Genomic DNA, 17,083 nt, shown 5'->3' with positions numbered 1-17,083 from the left:
TGATTGGCTTAACACTGAAAAGAGTCTGAGCTTTGGTGAGAAAATCATCAATTAAGCGCAGGTAAAAATCATTAGCCTGAGAGTAATAATTGAAGTAACAATTTGTGATGACGATCACGCCAGACAGCAGCATGCCGAACGACGCGGTGTTATTGGTATAGGTTTGAAGGGGGCCAATGGCTGGGAACGGACGTAGTTCGCAGGCTGGCCGGGATGGGAAGCCTGCATTATATGATTTATCGGCAGAGGTTGCCGTGATTTATTTTCGTCAGCGCGTCGTTCACGCCAAATAATTTAAACGTCACCTCATCAACACCAAGATTTTTCAGACGTGCAGTGTGTTTTTTAATATAAGCCTGCGCCGTTTCTTCGGATTCAAACAGATAAATGCCGCCAGCTTGCTGGTTTTTCTCGCTTTCTGTCCAGATTTTCCAGATAAAGCCCGGCTCCTCATTGATGGACTCCGCCAGTCCGTTCAGTTGCTGAGTCATCTCCTCGCCAAAAGGGCCGCTAAAGTTAAAGTGGATCTGTAAAAGTGTCTTCGACATGCCTTCTCCTTGAGTCACATAACCATCGTACTGCCACACTACCACGATTAATTCGGCTGATGCAGGGGTTCACACTATTTCTGCAGGGTATTGCGCGCGCAGTGAATACCGCCCCCCCCCCTGGCGAAATGAGGCGCAATTCTTATTTCGCCGGGTGATTTATTGAACGTAAAATCACATATTGATTAATCTGTGAACCTTATGCGCGGTATAGTATTGTTTCCAATTATCAATTGTTCTGGTGCTATGGTTGAGATCACGTCTACAGAAATGACCCCGCCTGTCAATGACTCGCATGAATTTATTCCCATGCGCGGCATTCGTAATCGCCATTTACAGACTATGCTGCCGCGTTTAATCCGCCGCAAAGTGAAGTTCAACGCCTACTGGCAGCGGCTGGAATTACCGGACGGCGATTTTGTCGATCTGGCATGGAGCGAAAAGCCGCAACAGGCAAAGCATAAACCGCGGCTGGTGGTCTTTCACGGCCTGGAAGGCAGCCTGAACAGCCCCTATGCCCACGGACTGATTGAGGCGGCGCAAAAGCGCGGCTGGCTGGGCGTAGTGATGCACTTTCGCGGCTGTAGCGGTGAGCCAAACCGTCTGAATCGAATTTACCACTCCGGCGAAACGGAGGATGGCGCCTGGTTTTTACGCTGGCTACAGCGGGAGTTCGGCACCGTTCCGACAGCCGCCGTGGGCTATTCGCTCGGCGGTAATATGCTGGCGTGCCTGCTGGCGAAAGAAGGCCGCAATATCCCCATCGAGGCGGCGGTGATTGTTTCTGCGCCCTTTGTTCTCGAAGCCTGTAGCTACCACATGGATAAAGGGTTTTCCCGCGTCTATCAGCGTTATTTGCTCAATCTGTTAAAAGCGAATGCGTCACGCAAGCTGGCGGCGTATCCCGGGTCGCTGCCGGTGAATCTGGGGCAACTCAAATCAATGCGCCGTATCCGCGAGTTTGACGACCTGATCACCGCGAAAATTCATGGCTTTGCCGACGCCATCGACTACTATCGTCAGTGTAGCGCCATGCCGTTGCTTAACCAGATTGCTAAACCGACGCTGATTATTCATGCCAAAGACGATCCGTTTATGGATCATCATGTGATCCCTAAAGCGGAAGATCTGCCCCCACACGTGGAGTATCAGTTAACTGAGCATGGCGGACACGTAGGATTTATCGGCGGTACGCCGCTGCGCCCTGAAATGTGGCTGGAACGCCGAATTCCTGACTGGCTGACAACGTATCTGGAGGCGTCATCATGATCATTCCCTGGCAGGGGCTCTCCCCCGACACGCTGGACAACCTGCTCGAAAGCTTTGTGTTGCGCGAAGGCACCGATTATGGTGAACATGAACGTTCGCTTGAACAAAAAGTCGCGGACGTAAAACGTCAACTGCAATCCGGCGAGGCCGTTCTGGTATGGTCTGAATTACATGAAACGGTCAATATTATGCCGAAAAAACAGTTTCGCGAATAAAACGCCTTTGACGGCAATACATTATTATTAAAGCTTAATCATGGAGTTGCCATGTCAGCCAAACATCCGGTGATAGCAGTAACAGGGTCAAGTGGCGCGGGGACCACCACCACCAGCCTCGCGTTTCGTAAAATTTTCGCGCAGTTAAATCTGCACGCCGCCGAGGTGGAAGGCGACAGTTTTCATCGTTATACCCGCCCGGAAATGGACATGGCGATCCGCAAAGCGCGCGACGCCGGGCGGCATATCAGCTATTTCGGGCCTGAAGCCAATGACTTCAGCCTGCTGGAACACACTTTCATTGAGTACGGGCAGACGGGTAAAGGCCAGTCACGTAAATATCTGCATACCTATGATGAAGCCGTACCGTGGAATCAGGTTCCCGGCACGTTTACACCCTGGCAGCCGCTTCCCGAGCCGACCGATGTGCTGTTTTATGAAGGACTGCACGGCGGCGTCGTCACGCCGCAACATGATGTCGCGCGTCATGTTGATCTGTTGGTTGGCGTGGTGCCTATCGTCAACCTCGAATGGATTCAGAAACTGATTCGTGACACCGGCGAACGTGGACACTCCCGTGAAGCAGTGATGGATTCCGTGGTGCGCTCCATGGACGACTACATCAATTACATTACGCCGCAGTTCTCCCGTACCCATATTAACTTCCAGCGCGTGCCGACCGTCGACACCTCCAATCCGTTCGCCGCAAAGGGCATTCCGTCGCTGGATGAGAGTTTTGTGGTGATCCATTTCCGCAACCTGGAAGGGATCGATTTTCCCTGGCTACTGGCGATGCTCCAGGGCTCGTTCATTTCTCACATTAATACATTAGTGGTGCCGGGCGGCAAAATGGGACTGGCGATGGAGCTGATTATGTTGCCGTTGGTACAGCGATTAATGGAAGGCAAAAAAATCGAATAACCGCGTTGAAACGCCCGATGGCGCTACGCTTATCGGGCCTACGGGATAAAAACTGGTAGGTCCGATAAGGCGAAGCCGCCATCAGATAATGATAATCACGCCGCAATCACTTCATACGAATGGGTAATATGGACCGCTTTTTCCAGCATTAGCGCCACCGAGCAATATTTTTCCGCAGAGAGATCAACAGCGCGCGCGACGGCAGCCTCTTTCAGATCGTTGCCGGTAACCATAAAATGCAAATTAATGTGCGTAAACAGGCGCGGCGCGTCTTCCCGGCGCTCGGATGTCAGCTTCACTTCGCAGTTGGTGACATTCTGACGCCCCTTTTGTAGGATCGATACCACATCAATAGCGCTACATCCGCCAGCCGCCATTAATACCATCTCCATCGGACTCGGCGCTTTGTCACCGGAGTTGCCATCCATTAAAATCTGGTGGCCGGAGGAAGACTCTCCGAGGAACGTGAGTCCTTCAACCCACTTTACACGCGCTTGCATATTTCGTAACTCCAATGTTTCAATTTTCCTGAAAGATTACGCGCATACAACAAAACTCGCAATGGAAGGCGACTTGGGTCATGCTGAAGCGAGACACCAGGAGACACACGGCGAAAGCTATGCTAAAACAGACAAGATGCTACAGTAATACATTGACGTACTGCATGTATGCAGAGGACATCACATTACAGGCTACAGTCTATTTTCGTAGCCCTCTTCCCAGGTAGCGGGAAGCATATTTTTGCAACCCCAGAGACAGTGCCGTTTTCTGGCTCTGGAGACAGCTTATAACAGAGGATAACCGCGCATGGTGCTTGGCAAACCGCAAACAGACCCGACTCTTGAATGGTTCTTGTCTCATTGCCACATTCATAAGTACCCGTCAAAGAGCACGCTGATTCACCAGGGTGAAAAAGCAGAAACGCTGTACTACATCGTTAAAGGCTCCGTGGCAGTGCTGATCAAAGATGAGGAAGGGAAAGAAATGATTCTTTCTTATCTGAATCAGGGTGATTTTATTGGTGAATTGGGCCTGTTTGAAGAAGGCCAGGAACGCAGCGCCTGGGTACGTGCGAAAACCGCATGTGAGGTCGCTGAAATTTCCTACAAAAAATTTCGCCAATTAATCCAGGTAAACCCGGATATTCTGATGCGCCTCTCTTCCCAGATGGCTCGTCGCTTACAAGTCACGTCTGAAAAAGTAGGTAACCTCGCCTTCCTCGACGTCACCGGGCGTATCGCTCAGACGCTGCTGAATCTGGCGAAACAGCCCGATGCCATGACGCACCCGGATGGGATGCAGATCAAAATCACCCGTCAGGAAATTGGCCAGATCGTCGGCTGCTCCCGCGAAACCGTTGGTCGTATTTTGAAGATGCTGGAAGATCAAAACCTGATCTCCGCGCATGGCAAGACCATCGTCGTCTACGGCACCCGTTAATCCCGTCAGAATGGCGCGTTTTATCATGCGCCATTTTTGTTTGCATCGATGTGGCGAAGACTGATTTATCACCCAGAGATTAATTACGCACTACGGCAAACGCTGGTGCTGTGCCTGCCTGTGGCTGTCGGTTTATTGATAGGCCAGCTACACCTGGGATTACTTTTCTCTCTCGTTCCCGCCTGCTGCAACATTGCAGGTCTGGATACACCGCACAAACGCTTTTTTAAACGCCTGATCATCGGCGCGTCGCTGTTCGCCGGATGCAGTCTGGCAACGCAACTCCTGCTGGCAGAATCCGTCCCCCTGCCGTTGATCCTGACCGGGCTCACGCTGGTGCTTGGCGTGACGGCGGAAATTAGCCCACTTCATGCGCGGCTACTGCCAGCGTCGCTGATTGCCGCCATATTTACCCTGAGCCTTGCGGGATACATGCCCGTCTGGGAGCCGCTGCTTATTTATGCGCTGGGCACCCTATGGTACGGCGTGTTTAACTGGTTTTGGTTCTGGCTATGGCGCGAACAGCCGCTGCGCGAGTCATTGAGTTTGTTATATCGTGAACTGGCCGATTACTGCGAAGCGAAATACAGCCTGCTCACCCAACATATCGATCCGGAAAAAGCGCTGCCTCCCCTGCTGATACGCCAGCAAAAAGCGGTCGATCTCATTACCCAGTGTTACCAACAGATGCATATGCTTTCGGCGCACAACAATAATGATTACAAGCGCCTACTGCGGGCTTTTCAGGAAGCGATGGATTTGCAGGAACACATCTCCGTCAGCCTGCATCAGCCGGAAGAGGTACAGAAACTGGTAGAACGCAGCCATGCGGAAGAGGTAATTCGCTGGAATGCGCAAACGGTCGCCGCTCGCCTGCGCGTGCTGGCGGATGACATCCTTTATCATCGTCTGCCGACGCGCTTCTCTATGGAAAAACAGATTGGCGCGCTGGAGAAGATTGCCAATCAACATCCTGAAAACCCGGTAGGCCAGTTCTGCTATTGGCACTTCAGCCGAATCGCCCGCGTGCTGCGTACTCAGCGACCGCTTTACGCCCGCGACCTGATGGCCGATAAACAGCGTCGCCTGCCACTACTCCCGGCGCTGAAAAATTATGTGTCGCTTAAATCGCCGGCGCTACGCAACGCCGGACGCATTAGCGTAATGATGAGTATCGCCAGTCTGATGGGCAGCGCGTTGCACCTGCCCAAACCGTACTGGATCCTCATGACGGTGCTGTTTGTCACCCAAAACGGCTATGGCGCGACGCGCGTACGTATTCTGCACCGTTCGGTCGGAACGCTGGTCGGCCTGGTGATTGCCGGCGTCACGCTGCACTTACATATTCCCGAAAGCATTACGCTGGCGGTCATGCTGGTACTAACGCTGGCAAGTTATCTGATTATTCGTAAAAACTACGGCTGGGCGACGGTCGGCTTTACGGTGACGGCGGTATACACCATCCAGTTACTGACGTTAAACGGAGAGCAGTTTATTGTGCCGAGGCTGATCGATACGCTTATTGGCTGTTTAATTGCCTTTGGCGGCATGGTTTGGCTGTGGCCGCAATGGCAAAGCGGGCTATTACGTAAAAACGCCCATGATGCGCTGGAAGCCGATCAAGAAGCTATCCGACTGATCCTCAGTAACGATCCGCAGGCCACCCCGCTCGCTTATCAAAGAATGCGGGTCAACCAGGCGCATAACACGCTATTCAACTCGTTAAATCAGGCAATGCAGGAACCCGGATTCAATACCCACTATCTGTCGGATATGAAACTGTGGGTCACGCACAGCCAGTTTATTGTCGAGCATATCAACGCCATGACGACGCTGGCGCGGGAACACACCATGCTGACGCCGGATCTGGCGCAGCGCTATCTGGAATCTTGCGAGATTGCGATTCAGCGCTGCCAGCAGCGCCTGGAGTACGACAGGCCAGGCGGTTCCGGCGACGTCAACATTCTGGAGTCGCCGGACATGCCGTCACATGGCTTATTGAGCACTCTGGAACAACATTTACAGCGCATCATCGGCCATCTGAACACCATGCACACCATTTCGTCGATGGCCTGGCGTCAGCGTCCGCATCACGGTATCTGGCTGAGTAAGCGGCTACGGGATACAAAAGGTTAGATCGACTGACGGATGCGCTACGCTTATCCGGCAATCCGCCATCAGGCAACCACTTTCCCTATCGCCTGCGCAAAGCGCTGCATTCCTTCATTGATATCCGCCTCTTCCACCACCAGCGACGGGGCAAAACGCATCACGTCTGGTCCGGCATTGAGCACCATCACCCCGGCCTCTGCGCCTGCGTACAGAAAATCGCGCGCCCGACCTTTATACTTCGGCTTCAGTTCCGCGCCAATCAGCAGCCCCATGCCGCGAATATCGCTGAAAATGTCAAATTGTTCGTCAATCGCCTGCAAATGTTGCACAAACTGTTGCCGCTTAGTGTGAATGCCTTCTAGTACCTCTGGCGTATTAATGATATCGAATGCCGCGCCAGCCACCGCACAGGCCAGCGGATTGCCGCCATAGGTTGAACCGTGCGAACCGACATGGAAGGCCGAGGCAATCTCCTGCGTGGTCAGCATGGCGCTCACCGGAAAACCGCCGCCTAACGCTTTGGCGCTGGTGAGGATATCCGGCGTGACGCCGTAGTGCATATAGGCAAACAGGTCTCCGGTGCGCCCCATCCCGCACTGCACTTCATCAAACACCAGCAACGCCTGATGCTTGTCACACAGGTCGCGTAACCCTTTGAGGAATTCCGGTGTAGCCGCCTGCACGCCGCCTTCACCCTGAATCGGCTCGACCACCACCGCGCAGGTGTGGTCATCCATTACCGCTTTCACCGCATGAAGATCGTTGAAGGGAACGTGAATAATATCGGCGGGTTTCGGCCCAAAGCCGTCAGAATATTTTGGCTGCCCGCCTACAGAGACGGTAAACAAGGAACGGCCATGAAAGGCGTTATGGAAGGCAATGATTTTCGTTTTGAACGGGCTATGGCGCACGCAGGCATAATGACGCGCCAGTTTAAAAGCGGTTTCGTTCGCTTCGGTGCCGGAATTCATAAACAGCACGCGCTCGGCAAACGTGGCGTCGATCAATTTACGTCCCAGACGCAACGCCGGTTCGTTGGTAAAAACGTTGCTGGTATGCCATAAGGTTTCACCCTGGGATTTCAGCGCCTCGACCAGCGCCGGATGGCAATGGCCCAGCGCAGTCACTGCGATCCCGCCGGCGAAATCGATATACTCTTTGCCCTGCTGATCCCATACGCGACTGCCTTTACCTTTAACCGGAATAAAGTCCGCCGGTGCATAAATGGGCAGAATCACTTCATCAAAAGTTGCGCGCGTAATAGCCGTTTGTTCAGTTGCCATATCATTACCACCCGGTTAAGCAGAAATGCCAGTGAAATTATAATCATAAAATATGAATAAAAAATCACTTAATAGCAACCACAAATCAACGCCGGAGGAAATTCTCCAGGAGAGCGTGTCCTTGTTCGCTGAGAATACTTTCCGGGTGGAACTGCACGCCTTCCAGATCCCACTCGCGGTGGCGAATGCCCATAATCTCCTGCGTTTCGCTCCAGGCGGTGATCTCAAAACACTCAGGCAACGTGGCAGGGTCGACAATCAGCGAGTGGTAACGTGTCACGGTTAACGGGCTGGGCAATCCCCGAAACACGCCCTGTCCATTGTGCGTAACAGGTGACGTTTTACCGTGCATTACTTTCGCTGCCCGCACCACCGTCGCGCCAAAAGCCTGCGCCATCGCCTGGTGCCCAAGGCAAACGCCCAGCATCGGAATACGTCCGGCATAATGGCGGATGACCGTCAGTGAAATGCCAGCGTCATCCGGCGTACAGGGGCCGGGAGAGATAACGATTTTTTGCGGGTTCAAAGCGTCAATGTGCGCCAGCGTCAGCGCATCATTGCGCCTGACCTGCACTTCCGCGCCCAGTTCACAAAAATACTGGTAGAGGTTCCAGGTAAAGGAATCATAGTTATCGATAAGCAGGATCATGGCGGCTCCGGGTCAGTAGAACCGCACTATTTTACTCAGTTTCGCGAGCTTCGCTTATCGCTTTCTGAAAAATTGCCTGCAAAGCGGAGAGATCGCCCATTGCGCCGCTCTGGTTCGCCTGATTCCACGTTTCAACCGCAATGCTTTGCCAACTCAGCGCGTAGCCTGCATGTAGCGCCAGTTGTTCAAAGAAGATGCGCTGCGCCAGCCCGCTCCCCAAACGAAACGGGTGAAGTACGTTAATTTCGCAGTAGTAATGCGCCAGCCGCTCGACAAACTTTTCATGCGCCAGACCGACCAGATAGCCCTCTTCTTCCAGATCCTGCATCAGGACATTACCCTCTTTTTCGATATAGGCAAAGTGGCAGAAACGGGTATCGCCCTGGTAAATATCGACCTCCCGCAGTTGCCCTGCCCAGTCGAAAATATCCTGATAGAGCTGGCGATGAATCGCGCACAGATGGGGCAAGCCGCGTATCAGCGGCCCCAGTTCAATCGTGGCGGCGCGGAGCGCGGTCATTTCATATGCCGCTTGCGCCAGTCGCTGGGCCTGATGAATCCCCAGCCGATTACGCATCACATTCAGCCCCGGATAGAGGTACGGATCGCGTCCTTCGCCAAATTTATCGCTCATAGTGCCTCCGAAGTTCGTCAAGGCGTGCCAGCGCTTCGTCGGCGGTCAGGGTTACTAAGGGGATCTCAATACCTTCGAGACGGCGGCTTTGCTGGAAGTTAACGTTGCGCCGCTGTTCCCAAAAGCGTGACTTTTGTTTATCGGTAAGTTTCTTCACCTGGCCTCCCTGAATATGCCTGTGCTTGCCCACAAGTATAAGCAGCAATTTCAGGTTACGCTGAGACAGGGAGAAAACGCGGGTGGCTCGCCCCCGCGCAGGCATATTTTATGGCAGGACTTTCGCGGAAAGGATAACGACTGGTTTTGTCGGCACATTCTGATAAGGCCCGACATCGTGCGTCGGCACCTGAGAGATTTTATCAGCGACGTCCATACCTTTTACCACTTTACCAAAGACTGCATAGCCAAAGTCACGCTGGCCGTGGTCGAGAAAAGCGTTATCCGCGACGTTAATAAAGAACTGGCTGGTGGCGCTGTCTTTATCCGCGGTACGCGCCATCGCGATCGTGCCGCGAGTATTACGCAGGCCGTTGTCGGCTTCATTCTTAATAGGCGGATTCGGTTTCTTCTGCTGCATCTGCTCGTTAAAACCACCGCCCTGAATCATAAAGCCAGGAATAACGCGGTGAAACGTGGTGTTGTTATAGAAACCACTGTTGACGTAATCGACAAAGTTTTTCACGGAAACCGGCGCTTTCTGGCTGTTCAGCTCCAGCTCAATATTCCCGGCGGAGGTGGTTAACAGCACATGAGGATCGCCTTTTGCTGCCAACGCTGCGGGAGAAAGAGCAGAAAGAGCGAAAACAGCTACGACAGCCGCCAGAGTCGATTTGAGCATGAGATTTCCTTAACAAGAGCAGAAATAAAGCAAGTGGACTGATTCTAAAGAGCCTTCCAGGGTCAGGCCAGTCCTTTACCTAATTTTACGTATCTGAAACAAATGTAACGTCACGGCACAATGCCTGAGCTTCGCAATATACCGTGATCATGATCACGTTAAAAATGTAACGGGCAATACGTTTGCTAATAATTATTTAAATGCGTCACTAAAGCGCCTAAAATCTGCCCGCTTAACGCGCCCTCCACGCGCTTCACTTCTCTTCAAGGCCAGACATGACTAACAGCAACCGCATCAAGCTCACATGGATCAGCTTTCTTTCCTACGCCCTGACCGGGGCGCTGGTGATTGTCACCGGGATGGTGATGGGAAATATCGCAGACTATTTTCATCTGCCCGTTTCCAGCATGAGTAACACCTTTACTTTCCTGAACGCCGGGATTTTGATCTCGATCTTCCTCAATGCGTGGTTGATGGAAATCGTCCCGCTGAAAACACAGCTACGCTTTGGTTTTATCCTGATGGTGCTGGCGGTTGCCGGGCTGATGCTCAGTCATAGCCTGGCGCTGTTCTCAGCGGCGATGTTTGTGCTGGGGCTGGTCAGTGGGATCACCATGTCGATTGGCACCTTCCTGATTACGCAACTGTATGAAGGGCGTCAGCGCGGTTCCCGACTGCTGTTTACCGACTCCTTCTTCAGCATGGCGGGGATGATTTTTCCCATGGTCGCCGCCTTCTTGCTGGCGCGTAGTATTGAGTGGTACTGGGTCTATGCCTGCATCGGCCTGGTCTATCTGGCGATTTTCATCCTGACCTTCGGCTGTGAATTTCCGGCGCTGGGTAAACATGCGCAGCACTCTCAGGCGCCTGTCGCCAAAGAAAAATGGGGCATTGGCGTACTGTTTCTCGCCGTCGCTGCGCTGTGCTATATCCTCGGTCAATTAGGCTTTATCTCCTGGGTGCCGGAATACGCCAAAGGCCTCGGCATGAGCCTGAATGACGCCGGGGCGCTGGTGAGCGATTTCTGGATGTCCTATATGTTTGGCATGTGGGCGTTCAGCTTTATCCTGCGCTTTTTCGATCTGCAACGCATTCTGACCGTGCTGGCGGGTATGGCGGCAGTACTGATGTATCTGTTTATTACCGGCACACAGGCGCACATGCCGTGGTTTATTCTGACGCTGGGCTTCTTCTCCAGCGCCATTTATACCTCCATCATTACGCTGGGATCGCAGCAAACGAAAGTGGCCTCGCCTAAGCTGGTCAACTTTATTTTGACCTGCGGTACCATCGGAACGATGCTGACATTCGTCGTCACCGGCCCGATTGTGGCGCACAGCGGCCCGCAGGCGGCCTTACTCACCGCAAATGGTCTGTATGCGGTGGTATTTGTGATGTGCTTTGCGCTCGGCTTTGTGTCCCGTCATCGCCAACATAGCGCCCCAGCGGCGCATTGATAATGATTGCCGGATGGCGACGCAATGCGTCTTATCCGGCCTACAGCGTAAGCCGTTGGTAGGTCGGATAAGGCGCAGCAGCCTTCCGGCAACCTATTTTCCCCTCTCCTCCCGACGAGGTAGGCCTGGTGGTCTAAAACCCCCTCATTTTGTACATTATTTGTACAAACCTGAAAAGCCTGACAATTCCGCCACTTATAAAAATCCTGACAAATCAGCCATATACCCATTAAGAGGTATATAAAGGTGAATTTGATTTACATCAATAAGTGGGGTTGCTGAATCGTTAAGGTAGGCGGTAATAGAAAAGAAATCGAGGCAAAAATGAGCAAAGTCAGACTCGCTATTATCGGTAATGGTATGGTCGGCCACCGCTTTATTGAGGATCTCCTTGATAAATCCGACGCTAGCCTGTTCGACATTACCGTGTTCTGTGAAGAACCCCGTAAAGCCTATGACCGTGTCCACCTGTCATCCTACTTCTCTCACCACACCGCGGAAGAGCTCTCTCTGGTGCGTGAAGGGTTTTATGAGAAGCATGACGTAAAGGTACTGGTTGGCGAACGCGCAATTACCATTAACCGTCAGGAGAAAGTTATTCACTCCAGCGCGGGTCGTACCGTTTATTATGACAAGCTGATCATGGCGACTGGTTCATATCCGTGGATTCCACCGATTAAAGGCTCAGAAACCCAGGATTGCTTCGTTTACCGTACCATTGAAGACCTTAACGCTATCGAATCCTGCGCCCGCCGCAGCAAGCGCGGGGCGGTGGTCGGTGGCGGCCTGCTGGGGCTGGAAGCCGCCGGCGCGCTGAAAAACCTCGGCGTGGAAACTCACGTCATTGAATTTGCGCCGATGCTGATGGCGGAACAGCTCGATCAGATGGGCGGCGAGCAGCTACGACGCAAGATCGAAAGCATGGGCGTACGTGTACACACCAGTAAAAATACGCAAGAGATTGTTCAGCAAGGTACCGAAGCACGTAAAACCATGCGTTTTGCCGACGGCAGCGAGCTGGAAGTCGATTTTATCGTCTTCTCTACCGGTATTCGCCCCCGCGACAAACTGGCTACCCAGTGCGGTCTGGCCGTCGCGCAGCGCGGCGGTATCGTCATTAACGATTCCTGTCAGACTTCCGACCCGGATATCTACGCCATTGGTGAGTGCGCCAGTTGGAATAACCGCGTTTACGGTCTGGTCGCGCCGGGCTATAAAATGGCCCAGGTCGCCGTTGACCATATCCTCGGCAGTGAAAACACCTTTGAAGGGGCGGATCTCAGCGCCAAACTGAAGCTGCTGGGCGTGGACGTGGGCGGCATCGGCGACGCCCATGGCCGCAAGCCGGGCGCCCGTAGCTATGTCTACCTCGACGAAAGCAAAGAAGTCTACAAACGTCTCATCGTTAGCGAAGATAACAAAACGCTGCTCGGCGCAGTACTGGTCGGCGACACCAGCGATTACGGCAATTTGCTGCAACTGGTACTGAACGCCATCGAACTTCCGGAAAACCCGGACTCGCTGATCCTGCCGTCACACGCGGGCAGCGGCAAACCGTCTATCGGCGTGGATAAGCTGCCGGACAGCGCGCAGATCTGCTCCTGCTTCGACGTGACTAAAGGCGATCTGATCGCCGCCATCAATAAAGGCTGCCATACCGTGGCGGCGCTGAAAGCGGAGACCAAAGCCGGAACCGGCTGCGGCGGCTGTATCCCACTGGTGACGCAGGTACTGAACGCCGAACTGGCGAAACAGGGTATCGAAGTCAACAACAATCTGTGCGAGCACTTTGCTTATTCTCGCCAGGAATTGTTCCACTTAATCCGCGTAGAAGGCATCAAAACTTTTGAAGAGCTGCTGGCGAAACACGGTAAAGGCTACGGCTGCGAAGTGTGTAAGCCAACCGTTGCTTCGCTGCTGGCGTCGTGCTGGAACGAATACATCCTTAAGCCGCAGCACACTCCGCTACAGGATACCAACGATAACTTCCTGGCGAATATTCAGAAAGATGGTACCTACTCGGTGATCCCACGCTCGGCGGGCGGTGAAATCACGCCGGAAGGTCTGGTGGCCGTGGGTCGTATCGCCCGCGAGTTTAACCTGTACACCAAAATTACCGGCTCTCAGCGTATCGGTCTGTTTGGCGCGCAAAAAGACGATCTGCCGGAAATCTGGCGTCAGCTGATTGAAGCGGGCTTCGAAACCGGTCACGCGTACGCCAAAGCGCTGCGGATGGCGAAAACCTGCGTCGGCAGCACCTGGTGCCGCTACGGGGTTGGCGACAGCGTCGGTTTCGGCGTGGAGCTGGAAAACCGCTACAAAGGCATTCGCACCCCGCACAAAATGAAGTTCGGCGTCTCCGGCTGTACCCGCGAATGTGCGGAAGCGCAGGGTAAAGATGTCGGTATCATCGCCACCGAAAAAGGCTGGAATCTGTACGTCTGCGGTAACGGCGGCATGAAACCGCGTCACGCGGATCTGCTGGCAGCCGATCTCGATCGCGACACTCTGCTCAAGTATCTCGACCGCTTTATGATGTTCTACATTCGTACCGCCGATAAGCTGACCCGTACCGCGCCGTGGCTGGATAATCTGGAAGGCGGCATCGACTATCTGAAATCGGTCATTATCGACGATAAGCTGGGCCTGAACGAACATCTGGAAGAAGAGATGGCGCGCCTGCGCGCAGCGGTGGTCTGCGAGTGGACGGAAACCGTCAACACGCCAGCGGCGCAGGTTCGTTTCAAACACTTCATCAACAGCGACAAGCGCGACCCAAATGTCCAGGTCGTCCCAGAACGCGAACAGCATCGTCCGGCCACGCCGTATGAACGTATCCCGGTAACTCTGGTGGAGGAAAACGCATGAGCCAGTGGCAAAACATCTGCAAAATCGATGACATCCTGCCGGGAACCGGCGTCTGCGCGCTGTCAGGCGGCGAACAGGTAGCGATTTTCCGTCCTTACCATAACGATCAGGTGTTCGCTATCAGCAACATCGACCCGTTCTTTGAGGCCAGTGTGCTGTCTCGTGGGCTGATTGCGGAACACCAGGGCGAACTATGGGTCGCCAGCCCGTTGAAAAAGCAGCACTTCCGCCTGAGCGATGGTTTGTGCATGGAAGATGAGCAGTTCTCTGTAAAACATTACGAAGCGCGGGTGAAAGAGGGCATGGTTCAGTTGCGCGGTTAATTAATTTTGGGAGGCGCAACGCCTCCCCTTTTTTGTATTTTTTTAAATTTTAATTGTTATTGCAAATTTAAGGATGATCAAATGTTTACAGACACTATCAACAAGTGTGCGGCTAACGCTGCGCGCATCGCACGCCTGTCGGCGAATAATCCGCTCGGCTTCTGGATCAGTTCCGCAATGGCCGGGGCTTATGTCGGCCTCGGGATTATTCTCATCTTCACCCTCGGTAATTTACTCGATCCTTCTGTGCGTCCTTTGGTGATGGGCGCCACCTTCGGTATCGCCTTAACGCTGGTGATTATTGCCGGCTCCGAACTGTTTACCGGCCACACCATGTTCCTGACGCTGGGCGTCAAAGCAGGCACCATCAGCCACGGTCAAATGTGGGCTATCCTGCCGCAAACCTGGCTCGGCAACCTGGCCGGTTCCGTATTTGTCGCGCTGCTTTACAGTTGGGGTGGCGGCAGTTTGTTGCCAGTCGATACCAGTATCGTTCACTCAGTCGCACTGGCGAAAACCACAGCGCCCGCCGCGGTACTGTTCTTTAAAGGCGCACTGTGTAACTGGCTGGTTTGTCTGGCAATCTGGATGGCGATCCGCACGGAAGGCACGGCGAAATTTCTTGCTATCTGGTGGTGTCTGCTGGCGTTTATCGCTTCCGGATACGAGCACTCCGTCGCGAATATGACGTTGTTCGCCCTCTCCTGGTTTGGTCATCACAGCGACGCCTATACCCTGTCCGGAATCGGACACAATCTGTTATGGGTCACTCTCGGCAATACTTTGTCCGGCGTCGTGTTCATGGGATTGGGTTATTGGTATGCTACGCCAAAATCGGAGCGCCCTGTTCCGCAAAAAATCAACCACATTAAGGTTACAGCCAGCCATTAAGGGGTAATGTCGTGGACCATTTGCCTATATTTTGTCAATTACGCGACCGCGACTGTCTGATCGTCGGCGGTGGCGATGTCGCAGAACGCAAAGCACGTTTGCTACTGGAAGCAGGCGCACGTTTAACGGTCAATGCGCTAACCTTTATTCCACAGTTCACCGTATGGGCAAATGAAGGCATGTTGACGCTGGTCGAGGGGCCGTTCGACGAAACGCTTCTCGACCCGTGCTGGCTGGTGATCGCGGCCACCGACGACGATACCGTCAACCAGCGCGTCAGCGAAGCGGCGGAGTCACGCCGTATCTTCTGCAACGTGGTGGATGCGCCGAAAGCCGCCAGCTTTATCATGCCCTCCATTATCGACCGCTCGCCGCTGATGGTAGCGGTCTCTTCCGGCGGTACCTCCCCGGTGCTGGCGCGTCTGCTGCGCGAGAAGCTGGAATCGCTACTGCCGCAACATCTGGGGCAGGTCGCGCGCTATGCCGGACAACTCCGCGCCCGGGTAAAAAAACAGTTCACCACCATGGGCGAACGCCGTCGCTTCTGGGAAAAATTTTTCGTCAACGACCGGCTGGCGCAGTCGCTGGCAAATGCCGATGAGAAAGCGGTTAACGCGACGACCGAGCAACTGTTTAGCGAACCGCTGGATCACCGCGGTGAAGTGGTGCTGGTCGGCGCCGGGCCGGGCGATGCCGGACTGCTCACGCTGAAAGGGTTACAACAAATCCAACAGGCGGATATCGTGGTTTATGATCGCCTCGTCTCCGACGACATTATGAACCTGGTACGCCGCGATGCCGATCGGGTATTTGTGGGGAAACGCGCAGGCTACCACTGCGTCCCGCAGGAGGAAATCAACCAGATCCTGCTACGTGAAGCGCAAAAAGGTAAACGCGTGGTACGCCTGAAAGGCGGCGATCCTTTTATCTTTGGTCGCGGCGGCGAAGAGCTGGAAACACTATGTCATGCCGGTATTCCTTTCTCGGTAGTACCGGGGATTACCGCGGCTTCCGGTTGTTCCGCCTACTCCGGTATTCCACTAACCCATCGCGATTACGCACAGAGTGTGCGTCTGGTCACGGGTCATCTGAAAACCGACGGCGAGCTGGACTGGGCAAACCTGGCGGCAGAAAAACAGACACTGGTGTTCTATATGGGTCTGAGTCAGGCGGTGACTATCCAGGAAAAACTGATCGCATTCGGTATGCAGGCTGATATGCCGGTCGCGCTGGTTGAAAATGGCACCTCTATCAAACAGCGGGTGGTCAATGGCGAACTGGCGCAGTTGGGCGAACTGGCGAAACAGGTGGTCAGTCCGGCGCTGATTATTGTTGGTCGCGTGGTCGGGCTACGCGATAAATTAAACTGGTTCTCGAATCATTGATTTCCGTGATGCCCTGTTATTCAGGGCGTCTATTTATTTTCGCCATTAAGTAATGATTTATTCTTACGTTACATTTTAATTAAATTAAATTCATTTATATTTAATATCATTCCCTGCAACAATTAGCCCTCACCGTCAAAAAATAGCCTTTTCGCCCCTTTTTCGTGCTCCAGTAATTAGCCAGGCAAATACTTATTAATTCCTTAACATACGAAGCAATTTTGGATACGCAGAGTCCAAACTATAAACT

The 17,083-nt window shown here is 53.4% G+C and carries 17 protein-coding genes; 10 read left to right on the top strand and 7 right to left on the bottom strand.

Features of this window, described 5'->3' with window-relative positions:
• Positions 1–236 precede the first annotated feature (236 nt).
• Complete coding sequence (locus F4V72_RS08780) at positions 237–548, bottom strand: monooxygenase (protein ID WP_023247894.1); 312 nt, start codon at positions 546–548, stop codon at positions 237–239.
• A 201-nt stretch (positions 549–749) separates the two neighbouring features.
• Here F4V72_RS08780 and F4V72_RS08775 point away from each other — a divergent pair, with 201 nt between their 5' ends.
• The 3 genes from F4V72_RS08775 to F4V72_RS08765 are packed head-to-tail and all read left to right on the top strand — an operon-like array spanning position 750 to position 2,953.
• Positions 750–1,817 (top strand): hydrolase, encoded by a 1,068-nt coding sequence (locus tag F4V72_RS08775; protein ID WP_077950626.1) that lies wholly within the window; start codon positions 750–752, stop codon positions 1,815–1,817.
• On the top strand, positions 1,814–2,032 hold the full coding sequence (locus F4V72_RS08770) for a YheU family protein (protein WP_023247892.1): 219 nt from the start codon (positions 1,814–1,816) through the stop codon (positions 2,030–2,032). Before F4V72_RS08775 ends, F4V72_RS08770 begins: the two co-directional genes overlap by 4 nt.
• Positions 2,033–2,083: 51 nt before the next feature.
• Entirely contained in the window at positions 2,084–2,953 is an 870-nt protein-coding gene (locus F4V72_RS08765; RefSeq protein ID WP_001274689.1) for a phosphoribulokinase, read from the top strand.
• 95 nt (positions 2,954–3,048) lie between these two features.
• Here F4V72_RS08765 and F4V72_RS08760 read toward each other — a convergent pair whose 3' ends face one another.
• Positions 3,049–3,453 carry an OsmC family protein gene (locus F4V72_RS08760; RefSeq protein ID WP_023247891.1) on the bottom strand — a complete coding sequence of 135 codons (405 nt, stop codon included), beginning with the start codon at positions 3,451–3,453 and terminating at the stop codon, positions 3,049–3,051.
• Between the two features lie 307 nt (positions 3,454–3,760).
• On the opposite strand from F4V72_RS08760, the gene crp reads away from it, so the two are divergent.
• The gene (gene crp / locus F4V72_RS08755) at positions 3,761–4,393 is read left to right on the top strand and encodes a cAMP-activated global transcriptional regulator CRP (protein WP_000242758.1); all 633 of its coding nucleotides are present in this window, start codon (positions 3,761–3,763) and stop codon (positions 4,391–4,393) included.
• Between the two features lie 48 nt (positions 4,394–4,441).
• Positions 4,442–6,529, top strand: a complete 2,088-nt coding sequence (locus tag F4V72_RS08750) for a YccS/YhfK family putative transporter (protein WP_023247890.1) — start codon at positions 4,442–4,444, stop codon at positions 6,527–6,529.
• Positions 6,530–6,570: 41 nt separating this feature from the next.
• Here the strand turns inward: F4V72_RS08750 and argD are convergent, their stop codons facing one another.
• From argD to ppiA, 5 genes are all read right to left on the bottom strand, one after another.
• Positions 6,571–7,788: a bifunctional acetylornithine/succinyldiaminopimelate transaminase gene (gene argD, locus F4V72_RS08745; RefSeq protein WP_053507952.1), complete on the bottom strand. Its 1,218-nt coding sequence runs from the start codon at positions 7,786–7,788 to the stop codon at positions 6,571–6,573.
• 85 nt (positions 7,789–7,873) lie between these two features.
• Positions 7,874–8,437: an aminodeoxychorismate synthase component 2 gene (gene pabA, locus F4V72_RS08740; RefSeq protein WP_023247888.1), complete on the bottom strand. Its 564-nt coding sequence runs from the start codon at positions 8,435–8,437 to the stop codon at positions 7,874–7,876.
• Positions 8,438–8,468: 31 nt separating this feature from the next.
• Complete coding sequence (locus F4V72_RS08735; protein ID WP_079813294.1) at positions 8,469–9,071, bottom strand: putative adenosine monophosphate-protein transferase Fic; 603 nt, start codon at positions 9,069–9,071, stop codon at positions 8,469–8,471.
• Positions 9,061–9,228 carry a YhfG family protein gene (locus F4V72_RS08730; RefSeq protein WP_001519136.1) on the bottom strand — a complete coding sequence of 56 codons (168 nt, stop codon included), beginning with the start codon at positions 9,226–9,228 and terminating at the stop codon, positions 9,061–9,063. The genes F4V72_RS08735 and F4V72_RS08730 overlap by 11 nt, the downstream gene beginning before the upstream one ends.
• 108 nt (positions 9,229–9,336) lie before the next feature.
• On the bottom strand, positions 9,337–9,909 hold the full coding sequence (gene ppiA, locus F4V72_RS08725) for a peptidylprolyl isomerase A (RefSeq protein ID WP_053507953.1): 573 nt from the start codon (positions 9,907–9,909) through the stop codon (positions 9,337–9,339).
• Positions 9,910–10,184: 275 nt separating this feature from the next.
• On the opposite strand from ppiA, the gene tsgA reads away from it, so the two are divergent.
• The 5 genes from tsgA (at position 10,185) to cysG (ending at position 16,833) form a co-directional block, all read left to right on the top strand.
• Positions 10,185–11,366: an MFS transporter TsgA gene (gene tsgA, locus F4V72_RS08720; protein ID WP_023247885.1), complete on the top strand. Its 1,182-nt coding sequence runs from the start codon at positions 10,185–10,187 to the stop codon at positions 11,364–11,366.
• A 324-nt stretch (positions 11,367–11,690) separates the two neighbouring features.
• Positions 11,691–14,234: an NADPH-nitrite reductase large subunit gene (gene nirB, locus F4V72_RS08715; RefSeq protein ID WP_063390869.1), complete on the top strand. Its 2,544-nt coding sequence runs from the start codon at positions 11,691–11,693 to the stop codon at positions 14,232–14,234.
• Positions 14,231–14,557 carry a nitrite reductase small subunit NirD gene (gene nirD, locus F4V72_RS08710; protein WP_079796037.1) on the top strand — a complete coding sequence of 109 codons (327 nt, stop codon included), beginning with the start codon at positions 14,231–14,233 and terminating at the stop codon, positions 14,555–14,557. The genes nirB and nirD overlap by 4 nt, the downstream gene beginning before the upstream one ends.
• A gap of 81 nt (positions 14,558–14,638) precedes the next feature.
• A complete protein-coding gene (gene nirC, locus F4V72_RS08705) occupies positions 14,639–15,448 on the top strand; it encodes a nitrite transporter NirC (RefSeq protein WP_023247882.1) in 810 nt (269 codons plus the stop codon).
• Between the two features lie 11 nt (positions 15,449–15,459).
• Positions 15,460–16,833, top strand: a complete 1,374-nt coding sequence (gene cysG / locus F4V72_RS08700; protein WP_053507955.1) for a siroheme synthase CysG — start codon at positions 15,460–15,462, stop codon at positions 16,831–16,833.
• The last annotated feature ends 250 nt before the right edge of the window (positions 16,834–17,083 follow it).

Origin of the sequence: Salmonella enterica subsp. diarizonae (assembly GCF_008692785.1) — a bacterium.
In the GTDB taxonomy this organism is placed as follows: domain Bacteria; phylum Pseudomonadota; class Gammaproteobacteria; order Enterobacterales; family Enterobacteriaceae; genus Salmonella; species Salmonella diarizonae.
The sequence above is the reverse complement of the archived record's forward strand: the minus strand, read 5'-3'. Positions and strand labels throughout refer to the sequence as shown.

What these genes read in the sequence shown, in the direction of transcription:
- F4V72_RS08780 (WP_023247894.1), bottom strand. Translation starts at nt 548, where the DNA reads ATGTCGAAGACACTTTTACAGATCCACTTTAACTTTAGCGGCCCTTTT.
- F4V72_RS08775 (WP_077950626.1), top strand. Translation starts at nt 750, where the DNA reads ATGCGCGGTATAGTATTGTTTCCAATTATCAATTGTTCTGGTGCTATG.
- F4V72_RS08770 (WP_023247892.1), top strand. Translation starts at nt 1,814, where the DNA reads ATGATCATTCCCTGGCAGGGGCTCTCCCCCGACACGCTGGACAACCTG.
- F4V72_RS08765 (WP_001274689.1), top strand. Translation starts at nt 2,084, where the DNA reads ATGTCAGCCAAACATCCGGTGATAGCAGTAACAGGGTCAAGTGGCGCG.
- F4V72_RS08760 (WP_023247891.1), bottom strand. Translation starts at nt 3,453, where the DNA reads ATGCAAGCGCGTGTAAAGTGGGTTGAAGGACTCACGTTCCTCGGAGAG.
- crp (WP_000242758.1), top strand. Translation starts at nt 3,761, where the DNA reads ATGGTGCTTGGCAAACCGCAAACAGACCCGACTCTTGAATGGTTCTTG.
- F4V72_RS08750 (WP_023247890.1), top strand. Translation starts at nt 4,442, where the DNA reads ATGTGGCGAAGACTGATTTATCACCCAGAGATTAATTACGCACTACGG.
- argD (WP_053507952.1), bottom strand. Translation starts at nt 7,788, where the DNA reads ATGGCAACTGAACAAACGGCTATTACGCGCGCAACTTTTGATGAAGTG.
- pabA (WP_023247888.1), bottom strand. Translation starts at nt 8,437, where the DNA reads ATGATCCTGCTTATCGATAACTATGATTCCTTTACCTGGAACCTCTAC.
- F4V72_RS08735 (WP_079813294.1), bottom strand. Translation starts at nt 9,071, where the DNA reads ATGAGCGATAAATTTGGCGAAGGACGCGATCCGTACCTCTATCCGGGG.
- ppiA (WP_053507953.1), bottom strand. Translation starts at nt 9,909, where the DNA reads ATGCTCAAATCGACTCTGGCGGCTGTCGTAGCTGTTTTCGCTCTTTCT.
- tsgA (WP_023247885.1), top strand. Translation starts at nt 10,185, where the DNA reads ATGACTAACAGCAACCGCATCAAGCTCACATGGATCAGCTTTCTTTCC.
- nirB (WP_063390869.1), top strand. Translation starts at nt 11,691, where the DNA reads ATGAGCAAAGTCAGACTCGCTATTATCGGTAATGGTATGGTCGGCCAC.
- nirD (WP_079796037.1), top strand. Translation starts at nt 14,231, where the DNA reads ATGAGCCAGTGGCAAAACATCTGCAAAATCGATGACATCCTGCCGGGA.
- nirC (WP_023247882.1), top strand. Translation starts at nt 14,639, where the DNA reads ATGTTTACAGACACTATCAACAAGTGTGCGGCTAACGCTGCGCGCATC.